This window comes from Streptomyces sp. NBC_01232 (assembly GCF_035989885.1).
Lineage (GTDB): Bacteria > Actinomycetota > Actinomycetes > Streptomycetales > Streptomycetaceae > Streptomyces.
The window spans coordinates 2868436-2883667 of sequence record NZ_CP108518.1 but is presented as its reverse complement, the minus strand read 5'-3'; the positions used below and the strand labels follow the sequence as shown (position 1 = coordinate 2883667).

Here is a 15232-nt window from a genome sequence, read left to right as displayed (position 1 = left end):
ATGTCGATCGACGTCAACAACGAGTCCGGAACCGAGGTCGACGAGCAGGCGATCCTCGACATCGCCCGCTACGCGCTCACCCGGATGCGGATCCACCCGCTCTCCGAGCTCTCCGTCATCGTCATCGACGAGGACGCCATGGAGCAGCTCCACATCCAGTGGATGGATCTGCCCGGCCCGACCGACGTCATGTCCTTCCCGATGGACGAGCTCCGTCCGCCGGCGAAGGACGACGAGGAGCCCCCGCAGGGGCTCCTCGGGGACATCGTGCTCTGCCCCGAGGTCGCCAAGCGGCAGGGCGAGGAAGCCCCGACGCAGCACTCCATGGACGAGGAGCTCCAGCTCCTGACCGTCCACGGAGTGCTGCACCTGCTCGGCTACGACCACGAGGAGCCGGACGAGAAGGCCGAGATGTTCGGCCTCCAGGCGGCCATCGTCGACGGCTGGCGCGGTGACCGCGGCATGACCGGTCCGTCCCCGGCTCCGACCGTCTCGTGAACGCCCCGCAACTGATCACCGGGGCCGTCCTGCTGGTGGTGGTGGCCTGGTTCGCCGCGTGCGCCGAGTCCGGCATCGCCCGCATTTCGAGCTTCCGGGCCGAGCAGGCCGTACGGGAGGGCCGGCGCGGGAGCGAGAAGCTCGCCCAGGTCGCGGGCGACCCCACCCGCTACCTCAATGTGGCCCTGCTGGTCCGGGTCACCTGCGAGATGGCCGCCGGGGTGCTCGTCACCTACGTCTGCCTCGACGAGTTCGGCGAGAACTGGACCGCGCTGCTCGTGGCCATCGCCGTCATGGTGCTCGTCTCCTTCGTCGCCGTGGGCGTGTCCCCGCGTACGATCGGCCGCCAGCACCCGCTGAACACGGCGACGGCGGCCGCGTACGTCCTCGTACCGCTGGCCCGGATCATGGGGCCGATCCCGCAGCTGCTGATCCTCATCGGCAACGCGCTCACGCCCGGGAAGGGCTTCCGCAAGGGGCCGTTCGCCTCCGAGGCCGAGCTGCGCGCGATGGTGGACCTCGCCGAGCGGGAATCACTGATCGAGGACGACGAGCGCCGCATGGTGCACCAGGTCTTCGAACTCGGCGACACGCTGGTGCGCGAGGTGATGGTGCCGCGCACCGACCTGGTGTGCATCGAGCGGTACAAGACGGTCCGTCAGGCGACCACGCTCGCACTGCGGTCCGGCTTCTCGCGCATCCCGGTGACCGGGGAGAACGAGGACGACATAGTCGGGATCGTCTACCTGAAGGACCTCGTGCGCAAGACGCACATCAGCCGGGAGGCGGAGACCGACCTGGTTTCGACGGCGATGCGGCCGGCGGTCTTCGTACCGGACACCAAGAACGCGGGCGATCTGCTCCGCGAGATGCAGCAGGTGCGCAACCACGTGGCCGTCGTCATCGACGAGTACGGCGGCACGGCGGGCATCGTCACCATCGAGGACATCCTGGAAGAGATCGTCGGGGAGATCACCGACGAGTACGACCGCGAGCTCCCGCCGGTCGAGGACCTGGGCGAGGACCGCTACCGGGTCACCGCGCGGCTGGACATCACCGACCTCGGCGAGCTGTTCAAGGTCGAGGCCTTCGACGACGAGGACGTGGAGACGGTCGGCGGACTGCTGGCGAAGGCGCTGGGCCGGGTGCCGATCGCGGGCGCCTCGGCGGTGGTGGAGCTGCCGGACGGGCGTCCGCTGCGGCTGACGGCCGAGTCCCCGGCGGGCCGGCGCAACAAGATCGTGACGGTACTGGTGGAGCCGGTGGCCGCGGAGCAGGCCGCGGGGGAGGAGGGGGAATGACCCCGGAGCAGTTGCGCGCGTTCTGTCTGGACTTCAACGCGGCGGTGGAGGAGTTCCCCTTCACGCCGGAGACCTCGGTGTTCAAGGTGCTGGGCAAGGTCTTCGCGCTGTCGGCGCTGGACGCGCAGCCGCTCAAGGTCAATCTCAAGTGCGATCCGGAGCTGGCGGTGCGGCTGCGGGAGGAGCACGGGGCGATCGTGCCGGGCTATCACATGAACAAGCGGCACTGGAACACAGTGACCGTGGGCGGGCCGGACGGACTGCCGGACCGGGTCGTGCGGGAGCTGGTGGAGGACTCGTACGACCTGGTGGTGGCGGGCCTGCCGAAGGCGGAGCGGCTGCGGCTCGACCGGCCGTGACGGTCCCTCCGGGGCTTCGGCGGGGTGGTCGCACGGGGGCGCCCGGGCGCTCCCTATGCTTTCGACCATGACCGACAGCACCGGGATCGACCCCGAGGACAGCAAGATCATCACGCTGGCGCGCAGCGCCCGGGCGCGCAACGCGGTGCCGGAGGGGGCGGCGGTGCGGGACGAGACGGGCCGTACGTACGTCGCCGGGACGGTGGAGCTCGACTCCCTGAAGCTGAGCGCGCTGCAGACCGCGGTCGCGATGGCGGTGGCGAGCGGAGCGAGGTCGCTGGAGGCGGCCGCCGTGGTCAGCGCGGCCGACGCCCCGGCCGATGCCGACCGCGCGGCGGTCCGCGACCTCGGTGGCCCGGACACCCCGGTGCTCCTGGCGGCCCCGGACGGCACCCTGAAGTCCACCACCCCGGCGGGCCACTAGCCTCCCGGCGGGGTGACTGACGAGCCCCGCGCGGCCAAACCCAGCCTCGCCGGCGTTTGAGGCGCGGGGTCCGGGGCGGCGCCCCGGGAAACCCGGCTCCGCCGGGCACCGGGCTCCGCCCGGACCCGCGCCTCAAACCCGGCGGGGCTGGTTGGGTCCGGGCGGGGCTGAAGGCGGCGGCGGGGCCACGGGGTCGGAGGCGCGGGCCGCCGGAGGCTAGCGGCGGCGGCGGATCACCATCGCCATCAGCGCGGCCATCGCGCACAGTGCTCCCGAGGCGTACCAGACGGCGTCGTACGAGCCGGTGAGGTCGCGGACCAGGCCGCCCAGGAAGGCCACCACCGCCGCGCCGATCTGGTGCGAGGCCAGGACCCAGCCGAAGACGATCGCGCCGTCGTCCCCGTAGTGCTCGCGGCAGAGGGCGATCGTCGGCGGGACGGTCGCGACCCAGTCCAGGCCGTAGAAGACGATGAAGAAGACCAGCGGCGGCCGCACGGACGGCGCCAGCAGGATCGGCAGGAAGAGCAGCGAGATCCCGCGCAGGGCGTAGTAGACGGCCAGCAGCCGCCGGGAGTCGAAGCGGTCCGTGAACCAGCCCGAGGCCACCGTGCCGACGACGTCGAAGACGCCGATCACCGCCAGCAGCCCCGCGGCCGCCGTCACCGGCATGCCGTGGTCGTGCGCCGACGGCACGAAGTGGGTCCGCACCAGCCCGTTGGTGGAGGCCCCGCATATCGCGAAGGTGCCCGCCAGCAGCCAGAAGGGGCCGGTCCGGGCCGCGTCGAGGAGCACCTTCAGCGCCCGCCGCGCCGCGCCCGGTACGGGAGCGGGCTTGGGGGCGTACGTGCCGCCGTACGGCGCCAGCCCCACGTCCGCCGGGTGGTCGCGCAGCAGCAGCCACACGAAGGGGACGACGGCCAGCGCCGCCAGTGCGACCGTCACCGTCGCCGGGCGCCAGCCGTGGTGGTCCACCAGCCAGGCCAGCAACGGCAGGAAGACCAGCTGGCCGGAGGCCCCGGCCGCGGTCAGGATGCCCGTGACGAGGCCGCGCCGGGCGGTGAACCAGCGGTTGGTCACCGTCGCCGCGAAGGCCAGGGCCATCGAGCCGCTGCCCAGGCCCACCAGTACGCCCCAGTACAGCACCAGCTGCCAGGGCGCGGTCATCCACACCGTGGCCAGCGCCCCGCCGGCGATGACGGTCAGGGCCAGCGCCACGACCCGGCGGATGCCGAAGCGGTCCATCAGCGCCGCGGCGAAGGGCGCGGTGAGCCCGTACAGCGCGAGGTTGACGGAGACGGCGAGGCCGATGGTGCCGCGCGACCAGTCGAATTCCGCGTGCAGCGGCTCGACGAGCAGTCCGGGCAGGGAGGCGAAGCCGGCCGCGCCGATGATCGTCACGAAGGCGACGGCGGCGACGAACCAGGCGCGGTGCACGCGCCCGGCCCGGCGGGGAGCGTGCGGGGTGGCCGTGGAGGCAGGGGCTGTCTGTGTCACGCGGCCAGCTTCCGGCCCGGGGCATCTCCTTCGAAAGTGGCCTGACTGTCATGCTTCGCTACGATCGGGCCATGGAGTCGAAACCGCAGATCCACCGCGTGGTCGTCCTCGCGCTCACCGGGCTGCTGCCCTTCGAGCTCGGCATCCCGCACCGGATCTTCGGGCGGGCCGAGGATCCGGCCGGGCGGCCGCTGTACGAGATCCTCACCTGCGGCCTCGCCCCCGGGCCCGTGCACACGGACGCCGACTTCGCGATCCAGGTCGAGCACGGCCCCGAACTGCTGGCCACCGCCGACACGGTGGTGGTGCCCGCCTCGTACGAGCTGGGCCCGGTGCACGAGGAGGGCAGGCTGAGCGACGAGCTGGCCGCCGCCCTCGCGCACATCCGGCCCGGCACCCGGCTCGTGTCCATCTGCACGGGCGGCTACGTGCTGGCCGCCGCGGGGTACCTGGACGGGCGCCCCGCCACCACCCACTGGGCCTCCGCCGAGCACTTCCAGCAGCTCTTCCCGGCCGTGCTCGTCGACCCGGACGTGCTCTACACCGACGACGGGGACGTGCTGACCTCGGCCGGGGTCGCGGCCGGCATCGACCTGTGCCTGCACATCGTGCGCCGCGACCACGGCGCGGCTGTCGCGAACGAGACCGCCCGGCGGACCGTCGTGCCGCCCCACCGGGAGGGCGGACAGGCGCAGTTCGTCGCGCGCCCGATGCCGGAGCCGCAGCTCGCCAGCACGACGGCGGCCCGCGCCTGGCTCATGGAACGGCTGCACGAGCCGATCCGGCTGTCCGATCTGGCCCGGCAGGAGGCCATGTCGGTACGGACCTTCACGCGCCGCTTCCGGGAGGAGTCGGGCGTCAGTCCGGGCCGGTGGATCGCCGGCCGGCGGGTGGAGCGGGCCCGGCAGCTGCTGGAGCAGACGGAGCTGCCGATGGAGCAGGTCGCGCGGGACAGCGGCTTCGGTACGGCCCAGTCGCTGCGCAAGCACGTGCAGGCGGCGCTGGGGGTGAGCCCGACGGCCTACCGCCGCACCTTCCGGGCGGCCGCCGCGACGGGACCGACGGGCACCCTGCCATCTCCTGATGGGCCATCAGTTGATGCCGGACCCGTGCATTGACTTCTCCCTCCCCCCGCTCGTGAATGGCCCCCTGCGCGGGGCTCGGGCGCGAGGGAATCCAGGGGGCGGGCAGTGCGAACAGGGGCGCGGAAGCGGAGATGGTCGGCAGCCGTCGGCATGGCCGTGCTGGCCGCCACGACCGGAGGAGCCCTCGGAGCGCCCGCCGCGGCCGAGGGCGAGACGCCCCCGGGCCAGGTGGAGTTCCCGACGCACTGCCTGCCGCCCCAGGAGGCCGGGCTCCCGCCCGCGGACGGACCGACCACCGCCCGGATCACCGTCGACAATCCGGCCCCGCAGGCCGGCGACACCGTCACCGTCACCTACCAGGTGCTCCGGACCCCCGCCGTGGCACCCCTGGGCCCGGGCGGGGGCGACGGCGAACTCCCCGCCGACGTACTGACCCCGACCGGCCGGATCGTGCTGGCGGGCGCCCAGAGCGGTGAGGTCACCGTGGTCGGGGCCAAGCGCAACGATCCCGTTCCGGCCGGCGCGGCCCTCCCCGCCGTCACCATGACCGGCACCTTCACCGTCACCGCGCCCGGCGAGACCACCCTGGCCCCGGGCGGCTACACCCTGCACAGCAGTCACCCGATGGACCTCACCACCACCTGTACCGCGGACCCGGTGTCCCCCACGCCCGTCTCCGCCCGCCTGACCGCGACCGCGCTGCCCACGGCCAACCTGCGCAGCGTCTTCCTCGGCGCCGCCCAGGGCAGACCGGGCGGCAGGGTCAAGGTCACCGCCGCCGGCTTCCCGCCGGGCGCGGCCGTGACGGTGGCCGGGCGGGCTGGCGCCGCCGAGACCGCCGACCGGGTGCGGGCCACCGCCGACGAGCTGGGCACGGCCCTGGTGGAGCTGCCGGTCACGGACAGGGCCACCACCGCGGTGATCGCCTACGAGGGCGCCGCCTGGTCGGCGGGCCGGGGCTCGGGCCCGGCCGCGTACACCGTCATCGACGTCACCCCGCCGCCCTCCTCCGGCACCCAGAAGGTCACGGCGACGGTCGAGCCGGGCGCCCTCGGCATGACCCAGACCGGGGAGGCCATCACCCTGGGGGCCGTCTCCTACGGCGACGGCGGCGCGGCCCCCGGCCGGATCGGGACGGTGACCGTCACCGACGCCCGCGGCGGCCCGGCCGGCTGGTCCCTGACCGGCAAGGTCACCGACTTCACCGGACCCGGCGGGATCCGCATCCCCGGCGCCTCCCTGTCCTGGACCCCGAGGTGCGTGGCGGCCGCGGGCAGCCGGAGTACCTGTACGCCGGGCAGCGCGGGCGTGGTCGGCCCCGACGGTGCGCTCCTCGCCTCCGCCCCCGACGGCCCGCTGGTCGGCGGCACCTTCACCGTCGACGCCACGGTCACCCTCCAGGTGCCGCCGTACACCCCGCCGGGCGCGTACACGGCGACCCTGACCCTGACCCTGTCGTGACGAGCCGCCCGGCCCGGCCGCCGCGCCGCCTCCCGGGGAACGGCAGAAGGGCGGGGCGGGGACTGCTCCGTGCAGCGGCGGTCCTGTTGCTCGGCGGGATCGTACTCGGCGGGCCCGCCGGGACGGCAACGGCAGCGGCCGCGGACGACGGCCGGTGGTCGGTGCTGCCCGTCGCGAACGGCGTCGGGCAGCGGCCCTGCTTCTACCTCGCCGCCGCACCCGGCCAGAGCGTCTTCGACGCAGTCACCCTGACCAACCCCAGCGACCGGCCCCGCACCTTCCGGCTCTACGCCGCCGACGCCTACAACACCGCCCGCGACGGCGGCTTCGCCGTGCGCGGACCCGACGGGCCGAGGCTGGCCACCGCCGCGTGGGCGAAGCTCGACCGGGAGCGGGTCACCGTACCGGCCCGGGGGTCGGCCGCCGTCGGCTTCACCCTCACCGTCCCCGACCGGGCGGAGCCCGGGGACCACCCCGGCGCCGTGGTGGCCCTGGAGGAGCGGTCCGCCGCGGCCACCGCCGGGGGCGGGATCGGCGTGCAGCAGGCCGTCGCCGCCCGGGTGTACCTGCGGGTGACCGGCCCCACCGCCCCGGCCCTCGCCGTCCGGGGAGTCACCGTGAGCCGTCGCGGCCCGGACGCGGAGATCTCGTACACGCTCCACAACACCGGCAATGTCACCCTCCGCCCCCGCGCCACCCTCACCGCGACCGGCGCCCTCGGCCGCACGCTCCTCGGCCGCCCGCTCGGCGGGCTGCCCGCAGAACTGCTGCCGGGTCAGGAAGTACGGCTCGGCGCCCGTTGGGAGGGCGCGCCCAGAGCGGAATGGGCCGAGGTCGCGGTGCATGCCCGGGCGGACGGAACCACAGCTCAGGGCCGTGCGGACCTCGCCGAGTACCCCTCGCTCACGGCCGTGCCGGCCCTCGCCGTGGTGATCTGGTCGGCGCTGGGAGCCGCATCGGGGAGAATGGCCCGTATGAGCGATCGTTCCCCCGAGTCCACCGCCCCGCACCGTGCGGGGTTCGCCTGCTTCGTCGGCCGCCCCAACGCGGGGAAGTCGACCCTCACCAACGCACTCGTGGGCACCAAGGTCGCGATCACCTCCAACCGGCCGCAGACCACCCGCCACACCGTCCGCGGCATCGTGCACCGCCCCGACGCCCAGCTCGTCCTCGTCGACACGCCCGGCCTGCACAAGCCGCGCACCCTGCTCGGCGAGCGCCTCAACGACGTCGTACGGACCACCTGGGCCGAGGTCGACGTCATCGGCTTCTGCCTGCCGGCCGACCAGAAGCTCGGCCCCGGCGACAAGTTCATCGCCAAGGAGCTGGCGGGGATCAAGAAGACCCCCAAGATCGCCATCATCACCAAGACCGACCTGGTCGAGTCCAAGGTGGTGGGCGAGCAGCTCATCGCCGTGCACCGGCTCGCCGAGGAGCTCGGTTTCGAGTGGGCCGAGATCGTCCCCGTCTCGGCGGTCGGCGACACCCAGGTCCAGCTGCTGGCGGACCTGATCGCGCCGCTGCTGCCGGAGAGCCCGCCGCTCTACCCGGAGGGCGACCTCACCGACGAGCCCGAGATGGTCATGGTCGCGGAGCTGATCCGCGAGGCCGCGCTGGAGGGCGTACGGGACGAGCTCCCGCACTCCATCGCCGTGGTCGTCGAGGAGATGATCCCGCGCGAGAACCGGCCGGCGGACCGCCCGCTGCTCGACATCCACGCGAACGTCTACATCGAGCGGCCGAGCCAGAAGGGCATCATCATCGGCCCGAAGGGCTCCCGCCTGAAGGAGGTCGGGATGAAGTCGCGCAAGCACATCGAGGCGCTGCTCGGCACCCCGGTCTTCCTCGACCTCCACGTGAAGGTCGCCAAGGACTGGCAGCGGGACCCCAAGCAGCTGCGCAAGCTCGGCTTCTGAGGCACCCGGCGACACCACGACGGACGGACGCGGCCCCACACGGGGCCGCGTCCGTCCGTCGTTCCGTTCGCCGGTCCTTCGCCGAGCCGTCCGTCAGCCGGCTACGCGGGCCGGCGCACCCGCACCACGTTGTCCGTACGGGTCCCCGGCGTCCCGTCGGGCTGCTGCTGGACCCGCTCGGTCTCCTCGGCCCGCAGCACCTCCCAGCCCGCCGTGACCGGCTGCAGCTGCGCGAGCACCTCCTCGGGCGTGGGGAAGTGCGCCTCCTCGCGTTCGTCCTGCCACGGCGCCCAGCCCGCGTGGCCGACCACCAGCAGGGTGCCGCCGGGGGCGACGGCCGAGGCGGCCCTGCGCAGGACGGCGTCCCGGGGGAAGTCCCCGTAGTTGTGCAGGAAGCAGGCCGAGACGAGGTCGAACTCCCCCTCCGGGAAGGACTCCGTCAGGTCGTGCTGCGCGAAGGAGACGCGCTCCGCGACCCCGGCGTCCGCGGTGTGCTCGGCGGCCCGGCCGAGGGCGACCCCGGAGATGTCCGTCCCGGTGACGGTCCACCCGCGGCGGGCCAGCCAGACGGCGTCGCCGCCCTCCCCGCAGCCCAGATCCAGGGCCCGGCCCGGGGCGAGGCCGGACACCTCGTGCACCAGCATGGCGTTGGCCTCGCCGCTCCAGATCCGGTCGCTCTCGCCGTAGCGGCCGTCCCAGAACTCCTCGCCCGCCAGCGCCCCGGGCTCGGGGTGGTGGTGGGCGTGCGCGTGCGCGTGCTCGGTCATGGATTCCTCTTCCAGTCGGGTGCCGGTACGGCCGATGCTCCGCCCGCCCGACGAGGTACGGCAAACTTTGTTGCCGACCCGGCAAAAGAGGAGTCTGGCGGGGTCAGAAATCCGCGGGCCCGCCCCAGTCCGGCCCCAGCAGGTGCGAGAGGTCGGTCAGGCCCAGGTCCCGCCATTCCTGGAAGGTCAGCGGAGGCGCGCCGCCGGGGTGGTCGAAGGACAGCGGCACGATCAGCTCGCACGTGGCGCGGCCGTCCCACCACACCGTGCCGGCCAGCGGTCCCGTGAGCGCGAGCAGCGTGGCGAAACCGCAGCCGTTGTCCTGGAGGACGACGGCGCCGGCCGTCTCACGGTCCTCGTACTCGTCGGCCCCGCCCCACGGGCCGCCGTCCGCGGCGTACGAGTCCGGGTGCGGGAAGGGGAGGCGCAGCAGGTCGCGCTGCACGGTGTCGTTCTCGTCCCACCACCAGCCGGCCGGACCCTTCGCCAGCCGGTGCAGCCTGCCGCCCGAGCTGACCTCGGTCAGGTACGAGCGGTACGCGGGCGGGAAGCGGATACCCAGCTCCTCCTCGGCCTCGGTCACCTCGGCCGCGGTCAGCGGGGGGTGGTTCGGCGGAGGCGGCGGCGCGGGCCACCCCCGGGCCTGCGCCCGGACCGGGATCGGAGGCGGGTCCGGCGTCGGGGCCGGCGCTCTGCGGGCTGCCCGCAGCCGTCGGAGCAGGCGCATCACACCCCCGGCTCGGCGATCAGGGCCGTGGCCACCCGGCGGAAGCCGATGCGGGAGTAGACGCGGGCGACGGCCTCGTCGCCGGCCGAGAGGAAGACCGTACGGGCCCCGCGCTCGCGGGCCCGGGCGACCAGGGCGGCGGTGACCCCGAGGGCCAGTCCCTGGCGGCGGGCCGAGGGGAGGGTGCCCACGCCCACGACCTCCACGACGTCCCCGACCGGGTTGTACTGGCCCGCGCAGAGCACCACGCCGTCCCGTACGGCCGCAGCCAGGGCCGTGGTGCCCGCCGTCAGCTTGCCGGACACCCGCGCCCGGCCCTCCTCGGCCGCCGGGTCCGTCATCGCGGCCGCCAGTTCCGCGGGCCCGGCCTCGCCCACGGCCGTTCCCGGGGCGGCGAAGGCCAGGGCCGGGACCGTCACCGCGGCCGTCAGCAGCGGGTCGTCCGCGTCGAGCAGGCGGACCTCCGGGTGCGGCGGCAGGACCTCGGCCGAGGGGTCCAGCACCATCAGCGGGTGCTCGTGGACCTGGAGACCGGCCGCCTCCACCGCAGCCCGGAGCGAGGGGCTGGTTTCGGCCACCCACTCGAAGGCCTCGGGCACCTTCAGTTCCCGCTGGCGCTGCCAGACCCGTTCCACGTCGGCCCGGGTGGCCTCGGGGCCGCCGAGCGCGGGCCGCGCGTAGTACTGCCAGCCCGTGCCCTCCTGGACGAACAGGGTCAGCGCCCCGAAGTCCTCGGCGCGGGCCCCGCCCACCCGCGGCACCGTGTCGAAGTAGCGCTCCAGCTCGGACAGCGTCGAATCGATCATGTGATTGGTCATCCGGCCATCCAAACAAAGTGGTGCCCCGGGGGCACCTGCTTTCAGGCGCCCTCCTTCAGCACGCGCGAGATGAGTGCCCGCTGGGCCTCCGACAGGTTCGGCTCCGCGCAGGTCACCGTCCGCCCGTCCACCGTGATCCGGTACGAGAAGCCGTCCCGTACCCGGTCCGTCGGGTCTCCCGGCGGACCGGGCCGCAGCGCGAGCTGGGCCAGGGCCTGCCACTCCTTCGCGTCCGGCCGGCCCGTGGTGTCCACCTCGGCCCGGCGCTCGATGCCCGCGAAGCCGCCCGTCCTTACCACCTGAATGCGCATGGGAGCCCTCTACCCCGCGAGCGGGACACCCACCGCGGACCACGCCTTCTGGAGCGCCTGGTGCTCAGGGCCGCCGTCCCCGTACCGGGTCACGGCCGCAGCCGTCGAGAGCCGGGCGAAGTCGGCGAAGTCGGCCCTCGGGGTGAGCTCACCGCCGGTCAGGGTGTCGTACCAGATCTGCCCGGCCCGCTCCCAGGCCTTGCCGCCCAGCTCGGTCGCCACGATGTAGAAGGCGTGGTTGGGGATGCCGGAGTTGATGTGGACCCCGCCGTTGTCGCTGTGGGTGTTGACGTAGTCGTCCATGGTGGCCGGCTGCGGGTCCTTGCCGAGCTCGTCGTCGTCGTAGGCGGTGCCGGGCGCCTTCATCGACCGCAGCGCGACCCCGGTGACGTTGGGGCCGAGGAGTCCGGCCCCGATCAGCCAGTCGGCCTGCTCCGCCGTCTGCTCCAGCGAGTACTGCTTGATCAGCGAGCCGAAGACGTCCGACATCGACTCGTTCAGGGCGCCCGACTGGCCGCGGTAGACCAGGTTCGCCGTGTACTGGGTGACGCCGTGGGTCAGCTCGTGCCCGATGACGTCCACCGACACGGTGAAGTCGAGGAAGAGGTCCCCGTCCCCGTCGCCGAAGACCATCTGGCGGCCGTCCCAGAAGGCGTTGTTGTACTCCTCGCCGTAATGGACGGTCGCGTCCAGCGGGAGCCCGGAGTCGTCGATCGAGCGCCGGCCGAAGCCCTTCAGGAACAGTTCGTACGTGGCTCCGAGGCCCGCGTAGGCGCGGTTGACGGTGGCGTCCTGGCTCAGCGGGTCGCCCTCCCCGCGGACCTTCTTCCCGGGCAGCCGGGTGCGGTGCTCGGCGTCGTGGACGGTCCGGTCCGGTGTGTCGGAGGCCGGTGCGGCGAGGGTGGGGACGATCCCTCGGACGGCGGTGACCCGGCGCCGGGTGCGCAGCAGGGAGTCGCGTTCGAGGGTGCGCTGGGCGAGGTCGGCGCGGCGGGAGTCCTCGGAGCGGGCGGCCCTGTCGAGGAGGTGCGGCGGTACGACCGTGCAGAAGACGGGGTGACGGCGGTGGGTGTGGGAGGCATCCATGCCCGGCAATGTGGCAGTGAGTCATGACTCTGTCACTACCTGCGACCATGATTCATTCACTTGTCTGAAAGCGGTGACGCCGGATTGACGGAACAACCACACCCGGTGCGAAGGAAAGAGGCTTGGCTCACATTTGGGGCAAATCGGACCCTCGAGTCTTGCATACTGAAACAGGTCCTCGCGTTACCGCGCGGCTCGGCTAGGCTCGGCCCATCATGCGTTTCGGGCTGCTTCTCCTTAGCTGCCGCGGCGAGGGTCTGTAGTCGTAGGCCGACCCCCTCCCCGCGGAGTTTGGTGTTGCGGTTTTTACGACCGCCGTCGGCCGTCCCAGCGAACTACACGCGGACACGCGAGGAGCCCAACGCCATGAGCCAGCAGCCTTTTGTCGGTCGCCCCACGCCCATCACGAACGCGACCCACACCCAGCAGCCCTCCGGGATGCCGGTCCACAAGTACGGACAGTACGAACAGGTGGACATCCCGGACCGCACCTGGCCGGACGCCCGCGTCACCAAGGCCCCCCGCTGGCTCTCCACGGACCTGCGTGACGGCAACCAGTCGCTGATCGACCCGATGACCCCCGCCCGCAAGCGCGAGATGTTCGACCTGCTGGTGCGCATGGGCTACAAGGAGATCGAGGTCGGCTTCCCCTCCTCCGGCGAGACCGACTTCGCCTTCGTGCGCTCCATCATCGAAGAGGGCGCGATCCCCGACGACGTCACCATCTCCGTACTGACCCAGGCCCGCGAGGACCTGATCGAGCGGACCGTGGAGTCCCTGGTCGGCGCCAGGCGCGCCACCGTCCACCTGTACAACGCGACCGCCCCGACCTTCCGCCGGGTCGTCTTCCGCGGCTCCAAGGAGCAGATCAAGCAGATCGCCGTCGACGGCACCCGCCTGGTCATGGAGTACGCCGACAAGCTGCTGGGCCCGGAGACCACCTTCGGCTACCAGTACAGCCCGGAGATCTTCACCGACACCGAGCTGGACTTCGCCCTGGAGGTCTGCGAGGCCGTCTGTGACGTCTGGCAGCCGGCCGCAGGCCGCGAGATCATCCTGAACCTGCCCGCCACCGTGGAGCGCTCGACGCCGTCCACGCACGCGGACCGCTTCGAGTGGATGGCCCGCAACCTGACCCGCCGCGAGCACGTCTGCATCTCCGTCCACCCGCACAACGACCGCGGCACCGCCGTCGCCGCCGCCGAGCTGGCCCTGATGGCCGGCGCCGACCGCATCGAGGGCTGCCTGTTCGGCCAGGGCGAGCGCACCGGCAACGTCGACCTGATCACCCTGGGCATGAACCTGTTCTCCCAGGGCATCGACCCGCAGATCGACTTCTCGCAGATCGACGAGATCCGTCGCACCAGCGAGTACTGCAACCAGATGGAAGTCCACCCGCGCCACCCCTACGCGGGCGACCTCGTCTACACCGCCTTCTCCGGCTCCCACCAGGACGCCATCAAGAAGGGCTTCGACGCCATGGAGGCCGACGCCGCGGCCGCCGGCAAGACCGTCGACGACATCGAGTGGGCCGTTCCGTACCTGCCGATCGACCCGAAGGACGTCGGCCGTTCCTACGAGGCCGTGATCCGCGTCAACTCGCAGTCCGGCAAGGGCGGCATCGCGTACGTCCTGAAGAACGACCACAAGCTGGACCTGCCGCGCCGCATGCAGATCGAGTTCTCCCGGATCATCCAGGCCAAGACCGACTCCGAGGGCGGAGAGGTCACGCCGAAGGCGATCTGGTCGGTCTTCGAGGACGAGTACCTGCCCAACCCCGAGAACCCGTGGGGGCGCATCCAGCTGCGTTCCGGTTCCACCGCCACCGACAAGGACGGCACGGACACGCTGACCGTCGAGGCGGTCGTGGACGGTGTGGACACGGTCCTGAACGGCACCGGCAACGGTCCCATCTCGGCCTTCTTCGACGCGCTGGCCGGCATCGGCATCGACGCCCGCCTGCTGGACTACACCGAGCACACCATGAGCGAGGGCGCCTCCGCCGTGGCCGCCTCGTACATCGAGTGCGCGATCGACGGCCGTGTCCTGTGGGGCATCGGCATCGACGCCAACACCACCCGCGCCTCCCTGAAGGCGGTCATCTCCGCCGTCAACCGCGCGGGCCGCTGATCCTCCGTACGTGAGCCCCGCCCCCTTCCTTTCCGAAGGGGGCGGGGCTCCGTCGTTCCCGCGCCCGCCCGGCGGGCTCAGCGGGCCAGGTAGCCGCCGTCCACCGGCACGATCGCGCCCGTCACGAACGAGGCCGCGTCCGAGGCCAGGAAGGCGATGACCCGGGCCACCTCCTCCGGCTCGCCGAGGCGGCCCATCGGGTGCGCCCCCGTGATCTGCGACAGGTACTCCGGCCCGCCGGGCTCGTCCTCCAGCGCGATCACCCGCTCCGTACGGATGGTTCCCGGAGCCACCGCGTTGACCCGGATCCCGTGCGCGGCCCACTCCACCGCGAGGTGCTTGGTCAGCCCCGACGCCACGAACTTCGCGGGTCCGTAGGCGGCCTGGCGCGCCTGCCCGGCCACTCCGGAGATCGAGGACACGCAGACCAGTGCACCGCCGGGGCGCGGCTGCGCGGTCATCGCCTCGATGGCGTACTTGCAGGTCAGGAACATGCCGCGGCCGTCGATCGCCATGACGTGGTCCCAGTCCTCGGGACTGGTCTCCCGTACGTCGGAGAGCGGGAGGACCCCGGCGTTCGCCACGGCGACGTCCAGGCGTCCGTACGCCCCGACCGCGGCGGCCACCATCGCGTGATTGGCCTCCGGATCGGCGACGTCACCGGCGACCGCCGTGATCGCGTACCCCTCGGCGGCCAGTTCCGTACGCAGGTCCTCGACCCCGGGGCCGTTGATGTCGGCCGCGGTCACCAGGGCCCCCGAACGGGCCAGCAGCAGGGCGGTGGCCCGGCCGATCCCGCTCGCGGCGCCGGTGACCAGACAGGACTTCTCGTTCATGCGGCGAACCCTAGAGGGA

Annotated in this window: 15 protein-coding genes; 8 read left to right on the top strand and 7 right to left on the bottom strand. The window is 72.9% G+C overall.

Going from position 1 to position 15232, the window contains the following annotated elements:
* The 4 genes from ybeY (at window position 1) to OG444_RS13520 (ending at window position 2582) form a co-directional block, all read left to right on the top strand.
* On the top strand, window positions 1–498 hold the full coding sequence (gene ybeY / locus OG444_RS13535) for an rRNA maturation RNase YbeY (protein ID WP_327262414.1): 498 nt from the start codon (window positions 1–3) through the stop codon (window positions 496–498).
* Complete coding sequence (locus OG444_RS13530) at window positions 495–1799, top strand: hemolysin family protein (protein ID WP_327262413.1); 1305 nt, start codon at window positions 495–497, stop codon at window positions 1797–1799. The genes ybeY and OG444_RS13530 overlap by 4 nt, the downstream gene beginning before the upstream one ends.
* Window positions 1796–2158: an MmcQ/YjbR family DNA-binding protein gene (locus tag OG444_RS13525; RefSeq protein WP_327262412.1), complete on the top strand. Its 363-nt coding sequence runs from the start codon at window positions 1796–1798 to the stop codon at window positions 2156–2158. The genes OG444_RS13530 and OG444_RS13525 overlap by 4 nt, the downstream gene beginning before the upstream one ends.
* 67 nt (window positions 2159–2225) lie before the next feature.
* Window positions 2226–2582, top strand: a complete 357-nt coding sequence (locus OG444_RS13520) for a cytidine deaminase (protein WP_327262411.1) — start codon at window positions 2226–2228, stop codon at window positions 2580–2582.
* Between the two features lie 216 nt (window positions 2583–2798).
* On the opposite strand, the gene OG444_RS13515 is transcribed toward OG444_RS13520, so the two are convergent.
* On the bottom strand, window positions 2799–4076 hold the full coding sequence (locus OG444_RS13515; protein WP_327262410.1) for an MFS transporter: 1278 nt from the start codon (window positions 4074–4076) through the stop codon (window positions 2799–2801).
* 71 nt (window positions 4077–4147) lie between these two features.
* Here OG444_RS13515 and OG444_RS13510 point away from each other — a divergent pair, with 71 nt between their 5' ends.
* From OG444_RS13510 to era, 3 genes are all read left to right on the top strand, one after another.
* Window positions 4148–5194 (top strand): GlxA family transcriptional regulator, encoded by a 1047-nt coding sequence (locus tag OG444_RS13510; RefSeq protein ID WP_327262409.1) that lies wholly within the window; start codon window positions 4148–4150, stop codon window positions 5192–5194.
* 117 nt (window positions 5195–5311) lie between these two features.
* Window positions 5312–6622, top strand: a complete 1311-nt coding sequence (locus OG444_RS13505; RefSeq protein WP_327262408.1) for a beta-xylosidase — start codon at window positions 5312–5314, stop codon at window positions 6620–6622.
* Window positions 6623–7587: 965 nt separating this feature from the next.
* The gene (era, locus tag OG444_RS13500) at window positions 7588–8538 is read left to right on the top strand and encodes a GTPase Era (RefSeq protein WP_327266774.1); all 951 of its coding nucleotides are present in this window, start codon (window positions 7588–7590) and stop codon (window positions 8536–8538) included.
* Window positions 8539–8639: 101 nt separating this feature from the next.
* Here era and OG444_RS13495 read toward each other — a convergent pair whose 3' ends face one another.
* The 5 genes from OG444_RS13495 to OG444_RS13475 form a co-directional block, all read right to left on the bottom strand.
* The gene (locus OG444_RS13495) at window positions 8640–9305 is read right to left on the bottom strand and encodes a class I SAM-dependent methyltransferase (RefSeq protein WP_327262407.1); all 666 of its coding nucleotides are present in this window, start codon (window positions 9303–9305) and stop codon (window positions 8640–8642) included.
* A 103-nt stretch (window positions 9306–9408) separates the two neighbouring features.
* Window positions 9409–9888 (bottom strand): SMI1/KNR4 family protein, encoded by a 480-nt coding sequence (locus OG444_RS13490; protein ID WP_405788827.1) that lies wholly within the window; start codon window positions 9886–9888, stop codon window positions 9409–9411.
* Window positions 9889–10031: 143 nt separating this feature from the next.
* A complete protein-coding gene (locus tag OG444_RS13485) occupies window positions 10032–10850 on the bottom strand; it encodes a GNAT family N-acetyltransferase (protein ID WP_327262406.1) in 819 nt (272 codons plus the stop codon).
* A gap of 41 nt (window positions 10851–10891) precedes the next feature.
* Window positions 10892–11161 (bottom strand): protealysin inhibitor emfourin, encoded by a 270-nt coding sequence (locus OG444_RS13480; protein WP_327262405.1) that lies wholly within the window; start codon window positions 11159–11161, stop codon window positions 10892–10894.
* A 9-nt stretch (window positions 11162–11170) separates the two neighbouring features.
* Complete coding sequence (locus OG444_RS13475) at window positions 11171–12247, bottom strand: M4 family metallopeptidase (protein ID WP_327262404.1); 1077 nt, start codon at window positions 12245–12247, stop codon at window positions 11171–11173.
* A 366-nt stretch (window positions 12248–12613) separates the two neighbouring features.
* Here OG444_RS13475 and leuA point away from each other — a divergent pair, with 366 nt between their 5' ends.
* Window positions 12614–14377, top strand: a complete 1764-nt coding sequence (gene leuA, locus OG444_RS13470) for a 2-isopropylmalate synthase (protein ID WP_327262403.1) — start codon at window positions 12614–12616, stop codon at window positions 14375–14377.
* Between the two features lie 77 nt (window positions 14378–14454).
* On the opposite strand, the gene OG444_RS13465 is transcribed toward leuA, so the two are convergent.
* On the bottom strand, window positions 14455–15213 hold the full coding sequence (locus tag OG444_RS13465) for an SDR family NAD(P)-dependent oxidoreductase (protein WP_327262402.1): 759 nt from the start codon (window positions 15211–15213) through the stop codon (window positions 14455–14457).
* Window positions 15214–15232: the final 19 nt, after the last annotated feature.

Excerpts from the sequence above, each read along its gene's own strand:
- ybeY (WP_327262414.1), top strand. The coding sequence starts at position 1 with ATGTCGATCGACGTCAACAACGAGTCCGGAACCGAGGTCGACGAGCAG.
- leuA (WP_327262403.1), top strand. The coding sequence starts at position 12,614 with ATGAGCCAGCAGCCTTTTGTCGGTCGCCCCACGCCCATCACGAACGCG.
- OG444_RS13485 (WP_327262406.1), bottom strand. The coding sequence starts at position 10,850 with ATGACCAATCACATGATCGATTCGACGCTGTCCGAGCTGGAGCGCTAC.
- OG444_RS13480 (WP_327262405.1), bottom strand. The coding sequence starts at position 11,161 with ATGCGCATTCAGGTGGTAAGGACGGGCGGCTTCGCGGGCATCGAGCGC.
- OG444_RS13510 (WP_327262409.1), top strand. The coding sequence starts at position 4,148 with ATGGAGTCGAAACCGCAGATCCACCGCGTGGTCGTCCTCGCGCTCACC.
- OG444_RS13505 (WP_327262408.1), top strand. The coding sequence starts at position 5,312 with ATGGCCGTGCTGGCCGCCACGACCGGAGGAGCCCTCGGAGCGCCCGCC.
- OG444_RS13465 (WP_327262402.1), bottom strand. The coding sequence starts at position 15,213 with ATGAACGAGAAGTCCTGTCTGGTCACCGGCGCCGCGAGCGGGATCGGC.
- era (WP_327266774.1), top strand. The coding sequence starts at position 7,588 with ATGGCCCGTATGAGCGATCGTTCCCCCGAGTCCACCGCCCCGCACCGT.
- OG444_RS13525 (WP_327262412.1), top strand. The coding sequence starts at position 1,796 with ATGACCCCGGAGCAGTTGCGCGCGTTCTGTCTGGACTTCAACGCGGCG.
- OG444_RS13475 (WP_327262404.1), bottom strand. The coding sequence starts at position 12,247 with ATGGATGCCTCCCACACCCACCGCCGTCACCCCGTCTTCTGCACGGTC.
- OG444_RS13520 (WP_327262411.1), top strand. The coding sequence starts at position 2,226 with ATGACCGACAGCACCGGGATCGACCCCGAGGACAGCAAGATCATCACG.
- OG444_RS13495 (WP_327262407.1), bottom strand. The coding sequence starts at position 9,305 with ATGACCGAGCACGCGCACGCGCACGCCCACCACCACCCCGAGCCCGGG.